Below are 18,648 nucleotides of genomic sequence, written 5' to 3' on the forward strand. Positions count from 1 at the left end.
AACAACCAACAACTAAAATTTTATGAAAAACCTTTTTGTTCTTTTTTTACTCTTCAGTCTTGCTACGACTGCTCAGAGTATAAAAGTAAGCGGTGTGGTCAAAGACAGTATTGGCACTCCGCTTGAACTAGCCAATGTGATCGCTACCCGCACCGATACCGGAGAGATGGAATCGTATGCGATCTCCAACACACAAGGGCGTTATCAATTCAACCTTCCTACAGGGGCAAAATATTCGTTGGTAGCGAGTTTTTTGGGACTGGCGCCTACTACGCAAGAACTTGATATTGCACCCGGAGCCGACGATATTTCGTTAGACTTTGTGTTGCTTCCGGCAGAAAATCAGTTGGATGATGTAGAGATCGTTTATGAAATGCCGGTCGTGGTTCGTGGCGATACCATTGTTTATAATACCGATAGTTTTACTAACGGAACCGAGCAAAAATTGGGAGATGTTCTTAAGAAACTTCCCGGAGTTACCGTGACCGATGATGGTGAGATCGAAGTTGAAGGGCAAACCGTTTCTAAAGTAATGATCGAGGGGAAAGACTTTTTTGACGGCGATTCTAAATTGGCTACCAAAAACATTCCTGCAGATGCTTTGAAAAAGGTTGAAGTGCTTAAAAATTATAACGAAGTAGATCAAATGCGCGGTTTGGGTAATGATCAAGATAATATCGCGATCAACCTAAAGCTGAAAGAAGGTAAAAAGAATTTTTGGTTTGGGGAGTTGCAAGGCGGAATCGGAGATGGTGAACAAACGCGCTATTTGGGTAGTGCCAAATTGTTTTACTACAGCCCTAGAGGAAGCATCAACTTGATCGGGAATTCTAACAATACCGGCGATGTGCCGTTTACCTTTAGGGATTACTTCAATTTTACCGGTGGATTCAGAAATTTCAATTCGCGTGGCGGGACTTCGTTTAATATTTCAGACAGCGGACTCGGATTTTTGGTTTCTCAAAACAATAGAGCTAACGAGATCAAAACCAATTTTGGCGCGGCAAACTTCAGTTATGAAGCTTCAGATGCGTTGGATTTAAGCGGGTTTTTACTCTTCAGTGATAATTCAACCGATTTTATTCAGCGCAGCTTACGTAACTATATTGCTACAGGTGCGACCGAGGTAAATACTCAAAACAGTAACCAGAGTAATCAATTGGGAATGGCAAAATTCAGCGCTATTTACAAGCCTAGTGATAAGCTTCAGTTGGATTATGATGTGCTTGCAAAAAAATCTCAGCAAGAAGAAATGACCGATGCACTCTCTGTTTTTACAGATGAGAATGGCGTGACCAACAACCCGATCGACGAGAATAAAGACAACAATCCGTTCAGTTTAAATCAAAACCTTAACGCGTATTACACGCTGAATGAGAAGAATATTTTTGCCGGTTTTGTGCAGCATTTGTATCAAAAAGAAGATCCGTTTTATCAGGCGATCGTGACGCAGCAACCTTTTGCACAGATTCTTCCTTTAAATACCGATCAGGATCGATTCAATATCAATCAGGATAAAATGATCGAGACCAATAAACTGGATAGTAAGATTGATTATTATTACGTGATTAACGACAAAAGTAACCTGAACCTAACTTTAGGAACTACCCAAAGTCGCCAGGATTTCAACTCGGCTATCTTTCAGATTCTTGATAACGGGAATCAAAATGAGTTCACCGATGAAAGCTTGAATAACGATGTTGTCTATCGCTTTAGCGATGTGTTTTTAGGAGCACACTACAAGTTTAAAACCGGGATTTTCACCTTTACACCAGGAGTGACTTTGCACAACTACAATGTAGCTTCTGAGCAATTAGGGATTGAAACCAGCGAGAATGAGTGGAAACTGTTACCCGATCTTTATGCGATCGCCGAGTTTAAGCAGAGCGAAAGTTTGCGCCTCAACTATCAGATGACTGCAGATTATACAGATGTCAATAATTTTGCTGAAGGTTATGTGTTTAACAACTACAATCAGATGTTTCGCGGTAACCGAAATATTGAGAATGCGATCTTTCATACCGCTCGGTTGAATTATTTCAATTTTAATATGTTCAACTTCACCAATCTAAATGGGGGCTTGAGTTACACCAAGCGTGTAGATGCGATCAAAACGAGCACCGCGATAGACCAGATCAACCAGGCTTCGTCGCCTATCAATAGCAATTTTGTAGATGAGGTGTTGAGTGCTAACGGGCGTTTTCAAAAAACCTTTAGAAAGTGGAAGGCCAACTTGAGTGCGAATGTTTCGTACAGCGAATTGAATAACATCATCAATGCACAGCCTACTCTTTCACAAAACTTCACACAGAATTATCAAGGAAGCGTGGAAACCAATTTTAAAAACGCACCCAATTTTGAAGTAGGTTATAACCGAAGCATCAATAATTATCAAAACGGAAACAGCGATCGCGTGTTCTACACAGACCGCCCGTTTGCCAATATGGATGTGAAATTCTTAAACGGATTTACGTTTACTGCAGATTGGAGTTATTACAATTATCAGGACAAAGATGATACGGTGCAAAACGAATATTCCTTTTTTGAGGCCAGCTTACGCTATCAAAAACCGGAAAGTAAATGGGAATTTAGATTGGATGGAACCAACTTATTCAATGTAGATTCTTTAAATAATGACAGTTTTAATGAAACCTTCAGTACTACTACAGAGTATTTTGTGATGCCGCGTATTGTGATGTTTTCTGTTAAGTATAATTTATAGCGGAAGCTATTTTGTTTATTGTGTTTAAAACAAAACCCGAAGCTGTAAGGCTTCGGGTTTTTAGTTTAATCTTACTTAAGAAGAACTCATTTCTGGCTCAGAGACGTTAACAAATTCTTGTTTGTTTTCTTGTTGATGAAGCGTTTTTACAAAAGTGTGTTTTACCCTTTCTGAAAGTGAAAAATATAAGATTACAATCAAGCCTCTTACTGCATTAACGCCTATTTCAAGAAAAGCTTGCTGTTTAGCAGGGGCAGTAGCTAATTCTTCATTGAATTCTAAAATAAGGAGGCTGTCTATAGCAAAGAATATTATTGCAACGGTATTCATAATTATGATCATGCGTGGAGCAATACTGCGCTTCTTAAAAAAGAGAATAGCTACAAAAAGGGAGAAAACAAAATAGATAGAATTATAAAGAACTTCCAAAACTCCAAGTATTCCATAACCCAAATTATTAGAGAATAGTAATTCCCATTCGGATGAAGTTAAATGTAGGTCCTGATTAAAAATTAAAGTACTTAGCAAAATTATTGGTGTAAGCACTATTCCTATGCCAAAAAAGGCGACCCATCCACCAATAGGTTGATGCCAGCGTTCCTTTACATTGCAGGGCACATCATAAGTGCTAAATAGAAACCAGCATACAATAGCACTTAATAGAATTCCGAAAATTATTATTGAAATTGTTAAAGTGTACCCTGCATTGGCAACTTTTGATAAGTCTAAGGCCGAACGGTCATAGGTAAGTTGATAGTTGATTTGATTTTGAATCTTTTTATGGGCTTCAAGGTATTTTGAGACTTGATTAGGTTCTAGATAGTCTTTTTTACCCTCGTAGTTATGAATGATCTCTAAAGCAGCATTTTTATATTTTATATCATAAGAATAACTGAAACCTGGGTTGTGTATATTAAAAGATTCATTTTTAATATTCCAAGATTCTGGAAAATAGACTTTTGTCTTGTGCTCAAAATTGGCTGTTTCATTAACTAGATAAGGCATTGTACGATTTGATGTAGTCACCGGATAGAGCATATTCTCGAGAGTTGATGGATAAAAGCTCGTAGAAATAATTTGTTCGTTATCTAGTAAGGGTTGCCATAGGCTATCTATTTTGTAGTTTTCGACAACCTTAATCATATTGTTTTTACGATCGTCAAAGATTTCTACTTCTTTATTTACTTTAATATTGGGATAGAGTTTACTGTAAAATTCGGTGTAATCTTTCTGTATCGATGCCGTGCTATTCGTAGATAGATAAGGGCGCATATCATCAGCATCGCCCCCATAATAAACGGTTTCTATATCGAGTACTGCGCCGCCTCCTATTTGGTCTAGGGAGAATGTTTCGATAAGTGAGGTTTTAGGTTTTTTAGCTTTTTCTAGTTTAGTGAGGGTTGTTGTGCTTTCGTCTAATACTAAGCCATAGTAATAGTTTGGATAATAGATGGTTTGTAGATCGCCTCCTTGATCACTTATAGTAGGGTCAATATAAGCGTACTTACCTTGTTCAGTTTTGTATTGTACTATGCAGTGATCAAATGCAAAGGGCGAAGGTAATTTTTCATCAATATTTTTTCCATAAGTGCTGTTGACTAAAATGGGATTAGCGGCTATGCCATAGCTCTGCAATAATGTTGATAACAAAAGGGCTTTGTCTTTACAATCACCAAAACGCCGTTTGAGAACTTCAATGGGTTTACTTGGTTTAAATGAATTGAGGCCATTCTCAAACCCTAAATAACGAATATCATCCTGCACAAATCGGATTAAAGCTGTTAGGCTATCAGATCTAGTTTGAGCATCCTTAATTAAGTGATTTGCTTCTCTTTTAATGTTAGAACGTTCTTGCGAAGAAATTTTATAAAAACTATTGTAGTGCTTTGCAACAGCCGCCCAGCTTTTAAAGGTAGATAACTCAACTGTTGCTGCAGGAAAATACCATATAGGTGTATTAGATTCATATAAAATAGCTTCAGTATTGGTTGCAGACCAGCTATATCGAGTATGATCCTTAATTTGATTGATCTTTGGCTGTGGAGCGCCATTTTTAGTTTTATAATCCAAAAAATAATCTTTGGGTTTAAAAATGGCTAAGTGAATTTGAGCAATAGGTACTGTATGTTGCAAGTAAAATGTAGTCCCAAAATTACCTTTGTGTATTGGGTTGCGGCCTATTGTGGTGTATGCATAGTCGATTATATCTCCTTCTCGTATGTCATAGAGATGATTTATGGCAGTAACACGACCATTATAAAGGTGGCGTTCAAGATCTTCTTCCCTTTGAATAATCTTAAAGTCATCTATGATAAGCTTATTGATGATTTTACCATTACGTATGACATTGAGCTTATGAACTATAACTCGTTGATATTCGGGATCAAACTCTATAGAGATGTCACTCATTTCTTGTATCCCTGCTTTTGCAGTGATTTTATAGGCGTATCTTTCATAATAAGCCTCTTCGCCTGCGTGATATTGATCATCGAGAAGTAGGTAATAAAACCCTGATGATTCTTGACCGTTAGCCGTAGCAGAATAGTCTGGTGTAATAGGTGCTACCCAATCAGGTGTAGCTTTTTGATAAAAATTTTGTGCAGTAATTTGGAAAAAGGAAAGAAAAAATAAGAACCTAACAAGTAATTGTTTAAGCATAATCTAATATTGAATTAATCCTTAAATAAACGCTTTTAAGAATTAATTAACAACGTTTTTGAATTATAATTACTGTTTGGTAATATTGAAAGTTATATTCTATAATTGCTTTTAGCATTTAAAACAAAAACCCGAAGCTGTAAGGCTTCGGGTTTTTTAATTATTCAATTTCTTCGAATGTTTACGCTTGTTCGAGTTTATTCATTTTCATTTCATATTCTTCAGTCGCTTCTGCGATTTTGTCCACATTGTCTGATGCTTTTTGATGTGCATCTTCCATCGCTTTTTCTAAATCCTTATCCGGATTTTGGAAAAGATCTGTGATTACGTGGTTAATTTTATCGATGATGCTTTCTTGGCTGTTCTTAATATCTTCCAATTTATGAAGCATCGTTTCCATTTGATCATACTTTGCTTGATCCATAATTTTTGATTTTTAGTGAATACAAGGTACCGGCAAGTAGGTCTGAAAACGAGGTTTTTAACCCGATTTTAATGGAATTTTGCAGCTTTTAACGGAAAAATCCTTGATTTAAGAGTTTATTAGTACCCCTTTTTAGCCTGAACTTGATTCAATAATTGCTCCCCATTTTGCATACGCTGATAGTTTTCTGCCACTTGACCAGATACTGAAGCCGCATTGCTCATACTTGCAATATGCGGGGTGATAATAATATTTTCGGTTTGCCAAAAAGGATGTTCTTCAGGCAAAGGTTCGGTATGAAAAACATCTAGCGCAGCACCGCTTAAGTGCTCGCTGTTTAAAGCTTCGATCAAGTCATCATCTACAAGATGACCGCCGCGTGCAACATTGATGAGGTAAGCACCTTGTGGTAGTTTATTAAATAATTCTTCATTCAAGATTCCTTTGGTGTTTTCTGTTAATGGAAGCAAACACACCAGAATTTCAGATTTTGAAAGGAAAGTGTTGAGTTCATCTTCAGTATAGCTTTTTATCCCTTCAACGTTTTTCTCTGAAGAAGACCAGCCGATTACATTAAAGCCGATTGCTTTTAGCATAGTTCCTACGGCTTGCCCTAAAGTGCCGAAGCCTAAAATTCCTGCGGTAACATCTTTCGCGCGCTTGTAATCGGTAGGTTTCCAAGTATTCTCTTGCTGTAACCGGGCGTAGGTTTTTAAATTCCTGATGTGATTGAGGCATAACGCAGCGACAAACTCTTGCATATCGCTCGCCAGTTTCTCGTCTACCACACGGGTAAGAATGACATCTTCAGGTAGCGACTCGTCTTCAAAAAGATGATCAACACCGGCGCCCATAGAACCGATTACTTTTAAGTTGGGATACTTGGCATAACTGCCTTTTGGTGCTTTCCAGGTAATCGCCATCGTCGCATCTTCCGGGTCCTTAATAGTTTCCGGGGTGACTACTTCAATAGTGGGATCTGCTTTTTGTAAAGCGTCTATCCAGGGTTGATACTCTTTATTATTTCTGATTAGTAAAAGTGCCATAAAATACAATTGAGCGACCAAATTAGCTATTTCGGTTATAATATGGGAACCGCTTGCGCTTTCTAACGTATTTTTAATACCATCAAAACCTCAATTATGATGTTGCTTACATTTCCCAAAAAAAGAATACTGGCTTTTAATGATGCGATCTTTTCCATCGCGATCACTTTACTTGTGCTCGATATTGAAATACCAGACACCGCAGCGATAAGAACAGATGGAATTTGGCAGGTGTTGGGTAATCTTATACCCAACTTTATAGGCTTTTTTGTGAGTTTTTTGGTTATTTCCCTGTATTGGATTTCACATTTAAAGTTTTCTAAATACATTAAACTTTACGATAACCGGCTGCTTTGGTTGAATCTTTTACTTCTCCTATTTATCGTACTGTTACCGTTTTCTACTGCTTTTTATGTAAACAGTTTTAATGAGGATAGTGCTTTTCAAGTTTATTGTATCAACTTGATTTTTTTAGGAATATTCAATTTTTTAATGATTCGTCACGTTGCAAAGTTGAATACCAAAATGCCTAAATTAGTAAGCAGATGGCTCAAGTTTAGGTCGCTCAATGTGAATTTGATTTGGGTGTTATCGCTGGCTTTAGCAACCGTTTTGCCTGATTTAATCTCTCGATTATTGTTTGTGCTGATTTTTGTATTTCAGTTTTGGGGAGATCGTTATTTTAAGAACAAGGGACTGCTGAAGAAACTGCATAAAAAAAGCACCACGTGATGCGGTGCTTTTTATGAATTTAAAAATTTCTATAAACCGAAGGCTTCCTTAACCTGATCTACATAATCTAGTTTTTCCCAAGTAAAGAGTTCAACCTCTTTCTCAATGCGCCCGCTATACGGACTTTCAAAAATCTTGGTAATTACTTGAGGATCTTTACCCATGTGACCGTAGGCTGCCGTTTCTCTATAAATAGGATTGCGCAATTTCAAGCGGTCTTCAATCGCTGCAGGACGCATATCAAATAGTTCGCGCACTTTAGCTGCAATTTGCCCATTGCTCAATTCAACTTTAGAAGTTCCGTAGGTGTCAACGAATATTGAAGTAGGCTCTACCACTCCAATTGCATAAGAAACCTGAACTAAAACTTCGTCAGCAACACCGGCAGCGACAAGATTCTTAGCAATATGTCTTGATGCGTATGCCGCAGAACGGTCTACTTTACTAGGATCTTTTCCTGAAAATGCACCACCGCCGTGAGCACCTTTTCCGCCATACGTGTCAACAATGATCTTACGTCCGGTAAGTCCGGCATCTCCGTGAGGACCACCAATTACAAACTTTCCGGTTGGGTTAATGTGGTAAATAATATCGTCATTAAAAAGCTTGGCAAGCTCCGGGTGTAGATCATTTTTCACACGCGGAATCAAAATCGAAATAATATCTTCTTTGATCTTAGCCAGCATTTTTTCATCCTCATCAAACTCATCGTGTTGCGTAGAAACTACAATAGCAACGATTTTTTGAGGCACGTTATCATCAGAATATTCTATCGTTACCTGTGCTTTTGCATCAGGTCGTAGATAAGTGATGTCTTTATTTTCTCTGCGCAGCTTAGCCAATTCGATCATAATGCGATGCGAAATGTCAAGCGCCAACGGCATATAATTTTCCGTTTCCTTGGTCGCATAACCAAACATCATCCCTTGATCGCCGGCACCTTGCTCTTCTTTAGAAGCACGGTCAACCCCTTGATTGATATCTTGTGATTGCTCGTGAATTAATGAGATAACACCACAGCTATCACCACTAAATTGATACGCGCCTTTAGTGTAGCCAATATCGTTGATCACGCCACGCGCAATGTTTTGCACATCGATATACGTGTCGCTTTTTACTTCTCCCGCAAGCACCACTTGCCCAGTTGTAACAAGGGTTTCGCAAGCAACTTTTGATTCAGGGTCAAAAGCTAAAAAGTTATCGAGTAAGGTATCGCTTATTTGATCTGCGATTTTATCAGGGTGCCCTTCAGACACACTTTCTGATGTAAATAAGTAAGCCATTTCAGCATTTTTTTATTCCCGCCAGTGGGATGAAACTTAAAAACAAAAGGGATTTGACGAATGCCTGATAAATGGTAGTAAGTACTGCCTTTAGCATTTTTTTACGCCGATGTTTCAGCATAAGAGGTTGCAATCAGTCAAATCTTTCCTCTTTTGAGATGGCAAATGTATAAATTTAGCAGCTATTACAAAACGGGTTTTGAAATCTTATGATTTTTTATGATCTGTTAAAAATTGATAGGTTTTACTTGCATATCTGTAAAACGTTTTGCAATCTTTGCGCTCACAAAGTTCAAACACGTACTGAAATGTTATCAAGAAAGGCGGAGGGAATAGACCCTATGAAGCCTTAGCAACCCTTTCTCCCGAAAGAAGGTGCTACATTCTATCTGTTTTTGCAGAATAGATAACGCAAAAGGAATTCTTCCTCACTACTTTCTTGCTTTCATTTTTCAGTTTTGCGGCTAAAGCCACAATAGATTATTATGTTACAAAAACTGAAAATAGAAAATTTTACAACTCAATCGGGTTATCAATTGGATTTACCATTGAGCTATGAGACCTTTGGTCAGCAATTGGGTGAAGCTCCCGTAATTCTAGTGAATCACGCTTTAACAGGTAATTCTCACGTAAGCGGCCCAGATGGCTGGTGGAATGAGATCATAGGCGATGATAAGTGTATTGACACGCGAAAATACAGCATACTTTCCTTCAATATACCCGGTAATGGTTATGATGGTTTTTTGATCGAAAACTATAAAGAATTTGTTGCGCAAGATGTTGCACGTGCATTCTTAAGAGGATTGGAGCTTCTTGAGGTCGAATCACTTTTTGCAATTATTGGCGGTTCCCTGGGAGGCGGAATTGGTTGGGAAATGCTTACGCTTCAGCCGGCAATCACCGCGCATTTTATTCCTGTGGCTTCCGATTGGAAATCTACAGATTGGCTTATTGCAAACTGCCAGATTCAAGAACAAATATTGAATAATTCCTCACAGCCAGTTCACGATGCGCGTATGCACGCGATGCTATGTTACCGCACGCCGGAATCGTTTAAGAATAAATTTCAGCGCAGCACCAATGAAGATCTCAATATTTTTAATGTTGAGAGTTGGTTGGATCATCACGGCCATAAACTGAAAGATCGCTTTCAAGTTTCTGCTTATAAGTTGATGAATCAGCTTTTAAAGACGATTGATGTGACGCGTGGTCGTGAAGGCTTCAATGAAATTCTGAGTACAGTTGAGGCTAATATTCACATCATTGGTGTGGATTCTGATTTGTTTTTTACGCCTGCGGAAAACAGAGAAACCTACAAGCAACTGGCGCAACATAAAAACAATGTGACCTATGGCGAGATTCATTCGGTGCACGGTCACGATGCTTTTTTGATCGAATTTGAGCAACTCGAGCAGCTGTTGTATCCGGTGTTTAGAGAAGATACGGCAAAGCTGAAGATCTTGAAATTCGGTGGAAAATCTCTCGCAAACGGAAAAGGTCTAGACACGGTTTTAAATATTATTAAATCGAAAGTAGCCAACGGCGAACATATCGCTGCTGTGCTTTCTGCGCGTGGTGGCGCTACCGATGAATTAGAAGCAATTCTCGAAGCAGCAGCTTCAGGACAAGCGTATAAACATCAGATCGAAGCATTCAAGTCGTATCAACAAAGTGATTTTGATGTTGACCTTTCTGAAGAATTTTCAGAACTGCAACGTCTTTTTGATGGCGTCGCACTTTTAGGCGATTACAGTAAAAAAGTGAAAGATGAGGTGCTGTCTTTTGGGGAGTTGATCTCGGTAAAAACAGTGACGCATTTATTGCAAAAAGCTGGTATAAAAGCGCAGTTTACAGATTCGCGTAAGCTTATAAAAACCAACGGCGTTTTTGGTAATGCGCAGCCTAACGACAAGCTTTCTAAAGAGCAAGTGGTAAAACACTTCACTAAATATAACGGCGATACGGTAAATATTGTAACCGGTTTTATCGCTAGTGATGATAATAATCAAACCACCACGTTGGGCCGTAACGGAAGCAATTATACCGCTTCTTTGCTTGCTAATTATTTAGATGCCGGCGAACTTCAAAATTACACGCACGTTGATGGGATTTTCACAGCAAATCCAGACTTGGTTCCGGGAGCGCAGAAGATCGAACGATTGACGTATAGTGAGGCAAACGAACTCGCAAATTTTGGTACTTCGGTATTGCATGCGAAGACGATTATTCCGCTAATTGAAAAGAATATTCCGCTACGTATTTTAAATACGTTCAATGCTGATGACAGCGGAACTTTGATCACCGCTCAAGAAGAAAAAGAAGGAATTAAATCGCTTTCTGTTTTAAGCGAAATGGCGTTGATCAACCTGGAAGGACGCGGACTCCTTGGAAAAGTGGGTGTTGATGCGCGTATTTTCAGAGCTCTTGGAAACAGCGGAGTGAGTGTAAGCATCATTGCGCAGGGGTCTTCTGAGCGAGGCATTGGTCTTGTGGTTGAAGCAAAACAAGCGCAATTGGCGATTTCCGCTTTGCGTTTTGAGTTTGAAGCTGATTTTCACAATCAGGATGTGAACCGTATCGAAATTATTGACGAAGTAGCGGTGATCTCGATTGTAGGGCAGGATTTGAGCAGTTTCCATAAACCGTATAGCGAACTTATCAAAAACGGAATTGTGCCGTTGTTATTCAACAACACCGTGACCGGTAAAAACGTGAGTGTGGTGGTGCGCAAACCGCAGTTGACCAAAGCTTTAAACGTGGTGCACGGTGAGATTTTTGGGATTGCTAAAAAGATCAATATTGCGATTTTCGGTCACGGCTTGGTTGGCGGAACTTTGATAGATCAGATCGTTGCTTCGGCGGCAGCAATTCAAGATCGTAAGGGCATCGCGCTGAATATTTTTGCGGTAGCCAATTCAAAGAAAATTTTGTTCGACAAAGACGGCGTTTCAGAATCCTGGAAAACCGATTTTGATGCTCAAGCTTCAGAAGGCGGTATTCACGAAGTTATCGCTTTCGCGAAAGCAAATCATCTGGCCAACTTGATCGCGATCGATAATACGGCGAGTGCAACTTTTATCAAAAATTATATTGATCTGGCCAAAAATGGTTTTGATCTGGTTTCGTCAAACAAGATTGCCAATACGGTCGAGTTTGACTTTTACCAAAAACTGCGTCGGGTGTTGGATGAAAATAACAAGCGCTATTTGTATGAGACCAACGTAGGTGCCGGACTTCCTTTGATTGACACGATTAGGTTGTTGCATCTTTCCGGAGATAATATTACCCGCATTAAGGGAGTGTTTAGTGGTTCGTTGAGTTATTTATTCAACACCTTTTCTGTGGAAGATAAATCTTTTTCAGAGGTGCTTCAGGAAGCGATTGACAAAGGATTTACAGAGCCTGATCCGCGTGAAGATTTGGGCGGAAATGATGTAGGACGTAAATTATTGATCTTGGCTCGGGAACTAGACTTGCATAAAGAATTTAGCGATGTGCAGATCGAAAATTTAATTCCAGAGCCGTTGCGTGAAGGAGCTGCTTCAGATTTCTTAGGAAGATTAAAAGAGTTAGATCCGGTTTTTGAAGCACGTAAAAAAGCCTTAAAAGAAGGCGAAGTTCTGCGTTATGTTGGCGACCTTTACGGTGATTTATCTCAGGAAGACGGCGGTGCGCTCGAAGTAAAATTGGTGACCGTTTCAAAAAACTCCGCTTTAGGCCAGGTAAAAGGCAGCGACAGTATTTTTGAGATTTACACTGAATCTTATGGCGAAAATCCGCTAGTGATTCAAGGAGCCGGAGCCGGTGCGGCAGTTACAGCACGAGGGGTTTTTGGAGATATTTTAAAACTCGCAGAACGAAATAGTTAGTAAAAATTATAAAAAGATGAAAGTAACACTCGAACGTAAAAACAACGATTATTTGTTTGAAGCTAAAGGTGCTTCGGGTAACTCGGTAATGATCGATAACAAAACTGTAGATGAAGTAAAAGGCAGCAGCCCTATGGAGCTTTTGTTGATGGGTGTTGGCGGCTGCAGTGCGATCGATATTATTTCGATTTTGAAAAAGCAAAAACTCGAGATCGACTCGTATAAAGTGGAGGTTGAAGGAGACCGAAAAGAGGTAGGTCAGGCAAAGCCGTTTAGTGCGATGCGAGTACATGTGTATCTTGAGGGGGATATTCCGCCGGCAAAAGCTTTACGCGCAGCTCAACTTAGTTTTGAAAAATACTGTTCTGTTTCTATCACACTCCAGGCAGGTGTTGAAGTGACTTACAAAGTGTTTTTAAACGGGGAAGAAGTGGAATAGATCTGAGATCTAAGACTTGAGATTTTAGAATAAAGAAATAAGAATAGAGAGGAAAGAAGTGTATGATAGCGATACAGCTTTGAACCTCTCAATAATTAAGAAAATAATTCCAGATTTTAAACAACGCATTTGAGCATAAAAGTACATCTCAAATCTATCGTCTAAAGTCTAACATCTAAATGCAATGAGTAAACATTTTGAAACCGAAGCGATACGTACGCAATTGAACCGAAGCGAATTTTTGGAGCATTCTGTGCCACTTTATTTGACTTCAAGTTTTGTATTTGAAGATGCTGAAGATATGCGTGCTTCCTTCACAGAAGAAAAGGAGCGTAATATTTACAGCCGTTTTACCAATCCTAACACCAGCGAATTTGTAGACAAAATTTGCAAGATGGAAGGAGCTGAAAGCGGTTATGCATTTGCGACTGGTATGGCAGCGGTTTTTTCAACCTTTGCGGCACTTTTAAATAGTGGAGATCACGTGGTTTCAGCACGTTCGGTTTTTGGGTCTACACATGCGTTATTCACTAAATTTCTCCCAAAATGGAATATTGAAACCTCGTATTTCAAAGTGGATGAAGTCGATCAAGTAGAAAGCTTAATTAAACCGGAAACCAAAATTCTTTACGTAGAATCGCCTACAAACCCTGGTTGTGATGTTTTAGATCTTGAGCATTTAGGAAATCTTGCCAAGAAGCACACCCTTATTTTTGTGGTGGATAACTGTTTTGCGACACCGTATTTGCAACAACCAATCAAATTTGGAGCAGATATTGTGATCCATTCAGCTACAAAAATGATCGATGGGCAAGGGCGTGTACTTGGAGGTGTAAGTGTAGGCCGTGCCGATTTGATCAGAGAGATCTATTTGTTTGCACGTAACACAGGACCGGCGATGTCTCCTTTTAACGCTTGGGTACTTTCAAAAAGTTTGGAAACACTACACGTTAGAGCAGATCGCCACTGTGAGAATGCATTAAAAGTAGCCGAATTTTTAGAAGGTCACGATAAAGTGAATTTGGTGAAATATCCATTCTTAAAGTCACATCCTCAGTATGAAGTCGCTAAAAAGCAAATGCGCCACGGAGGAAACATCGTTGCTTTTAAAGTAAAAGGCGGAATCGATGCTGGGCGCAAGTTTTTAAATGCGATAAAAATGTGTTCGCTTTCTGCAAACTTAGGCGACACGCGTACGATTGTGACGCACCCTGCATCTACAACACACAGTAAATTGGCTGAAGAAGACAGGCTTGAAGTTGGGATCACAGATGGTCTGGTGCGTTGTTCGGTTGGTCTAGAGCACGTAGAAGATGTGATCGCAGACCTTGACCAAGCATTGAACGCTTAGAATTATAACTTTTTGCATACATTTAGCCCGTGTTATCTAAGAAAACAAAATACGGTCTTAAGGCGCTTGCCTATGTTGCAAAGCACAAAGGGGAAGATCCTGTGCAGATAGGAGCCATTGCCAAAAGCGAAAATATCTCTCAGAAATTTCTCGAGAGTATTATGCTCACCTTGCGTAAAGCCGGTTTTTTAGGTAGCAAAAAAGGTAAAGGTGGCGGTTACTATCTGCGCAGACAACCTGAAGAAATCAAGATGGTTGAGGTCATGCGTATACTGGAAGGGCCGGTTTCTATGGTGCCTTGTGTAAGTCTTAATTTCTATGAAAAATGTGATGATTGCCCTGATGAAACGACGTGTTCGGTACACAGTCTTATGGTGCAATTAAGAGACAGTAATCTGGCAGTTTTAAATAAAAACACGCTAGCCGACCTTATTGCTGAGTAATTCAGAAGATTTGGCTTAAATGCTGAAAATCACTTAAAAATTTCAAAAAACTAAGAAAAGATTTGGTCGGGAAGTATGGTAAGTATACTTTTGCTTTATAATCCTAGTATTCCGATAGGATTTAAATAATAAATTATGACAGACGATCAACTTTTATATATCAAGGCTCATTTAGATGAATATAATGAGATGCTAAGAGATAAAGGTCCTGAACATATTATTAGGTTCATTTTGAGTAGTTCAAAAAGACCTATTTTGACAAGCAATTTTGGTCCATACTCCGCAAGTTTGATTCACGCTGTGTCAAAACAAAGGAATGGTATACCACTTATTTGGTGCGATACAGGTTTTAATACGCAGCAAACTTTAAATTTTGCTAAACGTATAGAACAATCATTACCCATTGATCTAAAAAGGTATAAGCCAAGTAAAAAATATAGTGAAAGTGAGTTACCCTCAGAATCTGGAGAGGCTTTTCAAAATTTCGTTAATGATGTAAAGTTGGAGCCTTTTAAACGAGCGTTGGCAGAACATAATCCAGATGTTTGGTTTACAAACATCCGGAGAGGTCAAACTGCTTATCGGGATACGTTAGATATATTGAGTCTTACCAGTGATGGGATTTTAAAGGTTAGTCCATTTTATTTTTGGACTGATACAGAATTGAGAGGTTATTTAAGTCAATTTAATTTACCCAATGAGTTTATCTACTTTGATCCAACGAAACCAAAGTCAAACTTGGAATGTGGTATACAGTTTAAATAATTTTTTATCTATAAATCCTATTTTTCCGATAGGATTAAAATGAATTAGAATTTTAAAAAATAAAAGCTATGCAAAGCTTCAGAACAGAAATAGAGAATCCGGTTGTAGAACGCGACATTATCGAGCTTGAGAAAAAAATCAAACTCTTTAAGGATGGGAAGGTTGATGAGGAACGTTTTAGAAGTCTACGTTTGGCGCGTGGAGTTTACGGTCAGCGTCAGGAAGGTGTTCAAATGATACGTATCAAGTTGCCTTATGGTAAAGTAACCAGCGATCAGCTTTTGCGTATAGCAGACGTTTCTGATGAGTATTCTCGAGGCAAATTGCACATTACTACACGTCAGGATATTCAAATTCACTATGTGAGTCTCGATCGTACTCCAGAGTTATGGGCCGAGTTAGAGAAAAGTGATGTAACCCTTCGTGAAGCCTGTGGAAATACCGTGCGTAACGTTACAGCGAGCCCAGACGCCGGGATACATCCCGATGAAGCTTTTGATGCGACACCTTACGCGCACGCCACATTTCAGTTTTTCTTGCGTAATCCTATTTGCCAGGAAATGGGTAGAAAGTTTAAAATGTCTTTTTCATCAACAGATGATGATTCGGCATTGGCTTTCATTCACGATTTAGGATTCATCCCAAAAATCAAAGATGGCGAAAAAGGTTTCAAAGTTATGCTGGGTGGTGGCTTGGGTTCACAACCGCGTCACGCCGATGTGTTGACCGATTTTCTTCCGGTGAACGAGCTTATTCCAACTATAGAAGGAGTGTTGCGAGTGTTTGATCGCCACGGGGAACGTAATCGCAGATTGAAGGCGCGTATGAAATTCCTCATCAAAGATTTAGGTCTTGACGGATTTATGGCTTTGGTGGACGAAGAGAAAAAAGCGCTTTCTTATAAAACCTATGAGATTGATACTTCAGAATATGAAAAGCCAATTACTGCGCCTGTAACCGAAGCACCGCAAGTTGAAATCGAAGATGCTAAAGCTTTTGAAGCTTGGAAGGCGACTAACGTATTTCAGCAAAAACAAGATGGCTTGTATGCGATTGGAATTAAAGTGCGTTTAGGAGATTTTTCTACGGAAAAAGCACGTGCTTTAGCAGGCTTGATCAAGAAATACGGAGGAGACGAATTGCGTCTAACGCTGCGTCAAAATATTCTGCTAAGACATATACCGGAAGGGGCAATTCCATTTTTCTACTCACAACTAGCCAACCTAGGTTTTGCCCGCCCGGGATATGAAACGACAACAGACATTACTGCGTGTCCCGGTACTGATACCTGTAACTTAGGGATTGCAAGTAGTACCGGTATCGCAGATAAATTAGAAGATGTTCTGGTTGAAGAATATCCAGAATATCTGAATAATAAAGAAGTGACCATAAAGATCAGTGGGTGTATGAATGCCTGCGGACAGCATAATATGGCTCATATTGGTTTTCAAGGGATGTCTGTGCGCACGCCAGAAAAATTGGTAGCTCCTGCGCTTCAGGTGCTCTTGGGCGGTGGTGTTTTAGGTAATGGCGACGGGCGTTTTGCCGATAAAGTAATCAAAATACCTAGTAAACGTGGTCCACAAGCCTTACGTGCAATTCTAGATGATTACAAGGCAAATGCCGGAGATTTGGACTTCCTAAGCTATTATGATGAAAAAGGACAGCGTTATTTTTATGATTTCCTAAAGCCACTTTCTGAAACTGATAATCTAGTAGAATCTGACTTTGTAGACTGGGGGAATGACGAGAAATACATTCAGGAAGTAGGCGTTGGTGAGTGTGCCGGAGTCGTGATCGACTTGGTACAAACCTTACTTCTTGAAGCAAAGGATAAAGTTGGTAGCGCTATCGAAGCTTTTGAAGAACAGAAATGGGCAGATAGTATTTATCATACCTATGCAGGTTTTGTAAATGGCGCAAAGGCGATTTTACTTTCAGAAAATGTGAAGACCAATACACAAGCCAACATTATAGCAGAGTTTGATAAAACCTTTGGCGAAGATGCAGCCCTTAAAACGGAAACTTCATTTGCCGACTTAGTGTATCAAATTCAAAACAATGAACCTACACAAGAATTTGCAGAAGCGTATTTAGCAGATGCAAATGCCTTTTTTACGCGTGTAGATGCCTTCAGAAAAAAACAATTAGCAGATGCCAATTAATAATCCAAAATTAACAGTAGTAGGAGCGGGACCCGGAGATGTAGAGCTGTTTACTTTGAAAGGCATTCGTGCTTTAGAAAGCGCAGATGTGGTGTTGTATGACGCTTTAGTAAACCCGGAATTATTAGAATACGCGACCAATGCAGAATTGATCTTCGTCGGAAAGCGCAAAGGCTGCTATGCCTATCAACAAGAGCAAATCAACGATTTGATTATTGCTCGCGCTAAAAGTCACGGTCACGTAGTGCGTTTAAAAGGAGGAGATCCATTTATTTTTGGTCGTGGTGCCGAAGAGATGCAAGTCGCAGCAGCGGCAGGCCTTGAAGTAGCAGTGGTACCGGGAATTTCTTCTTCTTTGGCGGTTCCTGCATATCAAAATATTCCGCTTACAAAGCGTGGAAGTTCAGAGAGTTTTTGGGTGATCACAGGGACTACAAAAGCGCATAAGATTTCGAATGATATCAAGCTGGCGGCGCAGTCTTCAGCAACCGTGGTGATCCTTATGGGAATGAGTAAACTTGCTGAGATTACAGCACTTTTTCGCGAAAGCGGAAAAAAAGATACTCCTGTAGCCATCATACAAGATGGGACCACTTCAAAAGAGCGTATTGGCGTAGGCACTGTAGATACGATTGAAACTGTAGTTCAAGAGTTAAAACTTACTAACCCATCAATTATTGTGATAGGAGAAGTGGTAAAACATCGGGAGCAATTGCTTAATTTGCAGTTAGAAATTGCGCAAAACGCTTAA

General features: G+C 39.5%; 13 protein-coding genes and 1 riboswitch. Of the genes, 9 read left to right on the plus strand and 4 right to left on the minus strand.

What is annotated here, in order from left to right:
• Positions 1-22: 22 nt before the first annotated feature.
• Complete coding sequence (locus MED217_RS01975; protein ID WP_009778796.1) at positions 23-2,722, plus strand: carboxypeptidase-like regulatory domain-containing protein; 2,700 nt, start codon at positions 23-25, stop codon at positions 2,720-2,722.
• Positions 2,723-2,797: 75 nt separating this feature from the next.
• Here MED217_RS01975 and MED217_RS01980 read toward each other — a convergent pair whose 3' ends face one another.
• The 3 genes from MED217_RS01980 to MED217_RS01990 all read right to left on the minus strand — a co-directional run bounded on the left by MED217_RS01980 (position 2,798) and on the right by MED217_RS01990 (position 6,850).
• The gene (locus MED217_RS01980; RefSeq protein WP_009778797.1) at positions 2,798-5,380 is read right to left on the minus strand and encodes a DUF3857 domain-containing protein; all 2,583 of its coding nucleotides are present in this window, start codon (positions 5,378-5,380) and stop codon (positions 2,798-2,800) included.
• A gap of 181 nt (positions 5,381-5,561) precedes the next feature.
• Positions 5,562-5,804, minus strand: a complete 243-nt coding sequence (locus MED217_RS01985) for a hypothetical protein (protein ID WP_009778798.1) — start codon at positions 5,802-5,804, stop codon at positions 5,562-5,564.
• Positions 5,805-5,923: 119 nt separating this feature from the next.
• A complete protein-coding gene (locus MED217_RS01990; RefSeq protein WP_009778799.1) occupies positions 5,924-6,850 on the minus strand; it encodes a 2-hydroxyacid dehydrogenase in 927 nt (308 codons plus the stop codon).
• A gap of 96 nt (positions 6,851-6,946) precedes the next feature.
• On the opposite strand from MED217_RS01990, the gene MED217_RS01995 reads away from it, so the two are divergent.
• Positions 6,947-7,582: a TMEM175 family protein gene (locus MED217_RS01995; protein WP_083777973.1), complete on the plus strand. Its 636-nt coding sequence runs from the start codon at positions 6,947-6,949 to the stop codon at positions 7,580-7,582.
• A 29-nt stretch (positions 7,583-7,611) separates the two neighbouring features.
• Here the strand turns inward: MED217_RS01995 and metK are convergent, their stop codons facing one another.
• Positions 7,612-8,865: a methionine adenosyltransferase gene (gene metK / locus MED217_RS02000; RefSeq protein WP_009778801.1), complete on the minus strand. Its 1,254-nt coding sequence runs from the start codon at positions 8,863-8,865 to the stop codon at positions 7,612-7,614.
• Positions 8,866-9,173: 308 nt separating this feature from the next.
• A riboswitch (SAM riboswitch) is annotated at positions 9,174-9,278 on the plus strand.
• Between the two features lie 72 nt (positions 9,279-9,350).
• On the opposite strand from metK, the gene thrA reads away from it, so the two are divergent.
• From thrA to cobA, 7 genes are all read left to right on the plus strand, one after another.
• Positions 9,351-12,734: a bifunctional aspartate kinase/homoserine dehydrogenase I gene (gene thrA, locus MED217_RS02005; RefSeq protein WP_009778802.1), complete on the plus strand. Its 3,384-nt coding sequence runs from the start codon at positions 9,351-9,353 to the stop codon at positions 12,732-12,734.
• 16 nt (positions 12,735-12,750) lie between these two features.
• Positions 12,751-13,173, plus strand: coding sequence for an OsmC family protein (locus MED217_RS02010; protein ID WP_009778803.1), 423 nt, complete (start codon positions 12,751-12,753; stop codon positions 13,171-13,173).
• Between the two features lie 184 nt (positions 13,174-13,357).
• Positions 13,358-14,524, plus strand: coding sequence for a trans-sulfuration enzyme family protein (locus MED217_RS02015; protein ID WP_009778804.1), 1,167 nt, complete (start codon positions 13,358-13,360; stop codon positions 14,522-14,524).
• Positions 14,525-14,553: 29 nt separating this feature from the next.
• Complete coding sequence (locus MED217_RS02020; RefSeq protein WP_009778805.1) at positions 14,554-14,967, plus strand: RrF2 family transcriptional regulator; 414 nt, start codon at positions 14,554-14,556, stop codon at positions 14,965-14,967.
• 135 nt (positions 14,968-15,102) lie between these two features.
• Positions 15,103-15,732: a phosphoadenosine phosphosulfate reductase domain-containing protein gene (locus MED217_RS02025; protein WP_009778806.1), complete on the plus strand. Its 630-nt coding sequence runs from the start codon at positions 15,103-15,105 to the stop codon at positions 15,730-15,732.
• A gap of 68 nt (positions 15,733-15,800) precedes the next feature.
• On the plus strand, positions 15,801-17,897 hold the full coding sequence (locus MED217_RS02030; protein WP_009778807.1) for a nitrite/sulfite reductase: 2,097 nt from the start codon (positions 15,801-15,803) through the stop codon (positions 17,895-17,897).
• Positions 17,887-18,648 carry a uroporphyrinogen-III C-methyltransferase gene (gene cobA / locus MED217_RS02035; protein ID WP_009778808.1) on the plus strand — a complete coding sequence of 254 codons (762 nt, stop codon included), beginning with the start codon at positions 17,887-17,889 and terminating at the stop codon, positions 18,646-18,648. Before MED217_RS02030 ends, cobA begins: the two co-directional genes overlap by 11 nt.

The organism is Leeuwenhoekiella blandensis MED217, from assembly GCF_000152985.1.
Taxonomy (GTDB): Bacteria; Bacteroidota; Bacteroidia; order Flavobacteriales; family Flavobacteriaceae; genus Leeuwenhoekiella; species Leeuwenhoekiella blandensis.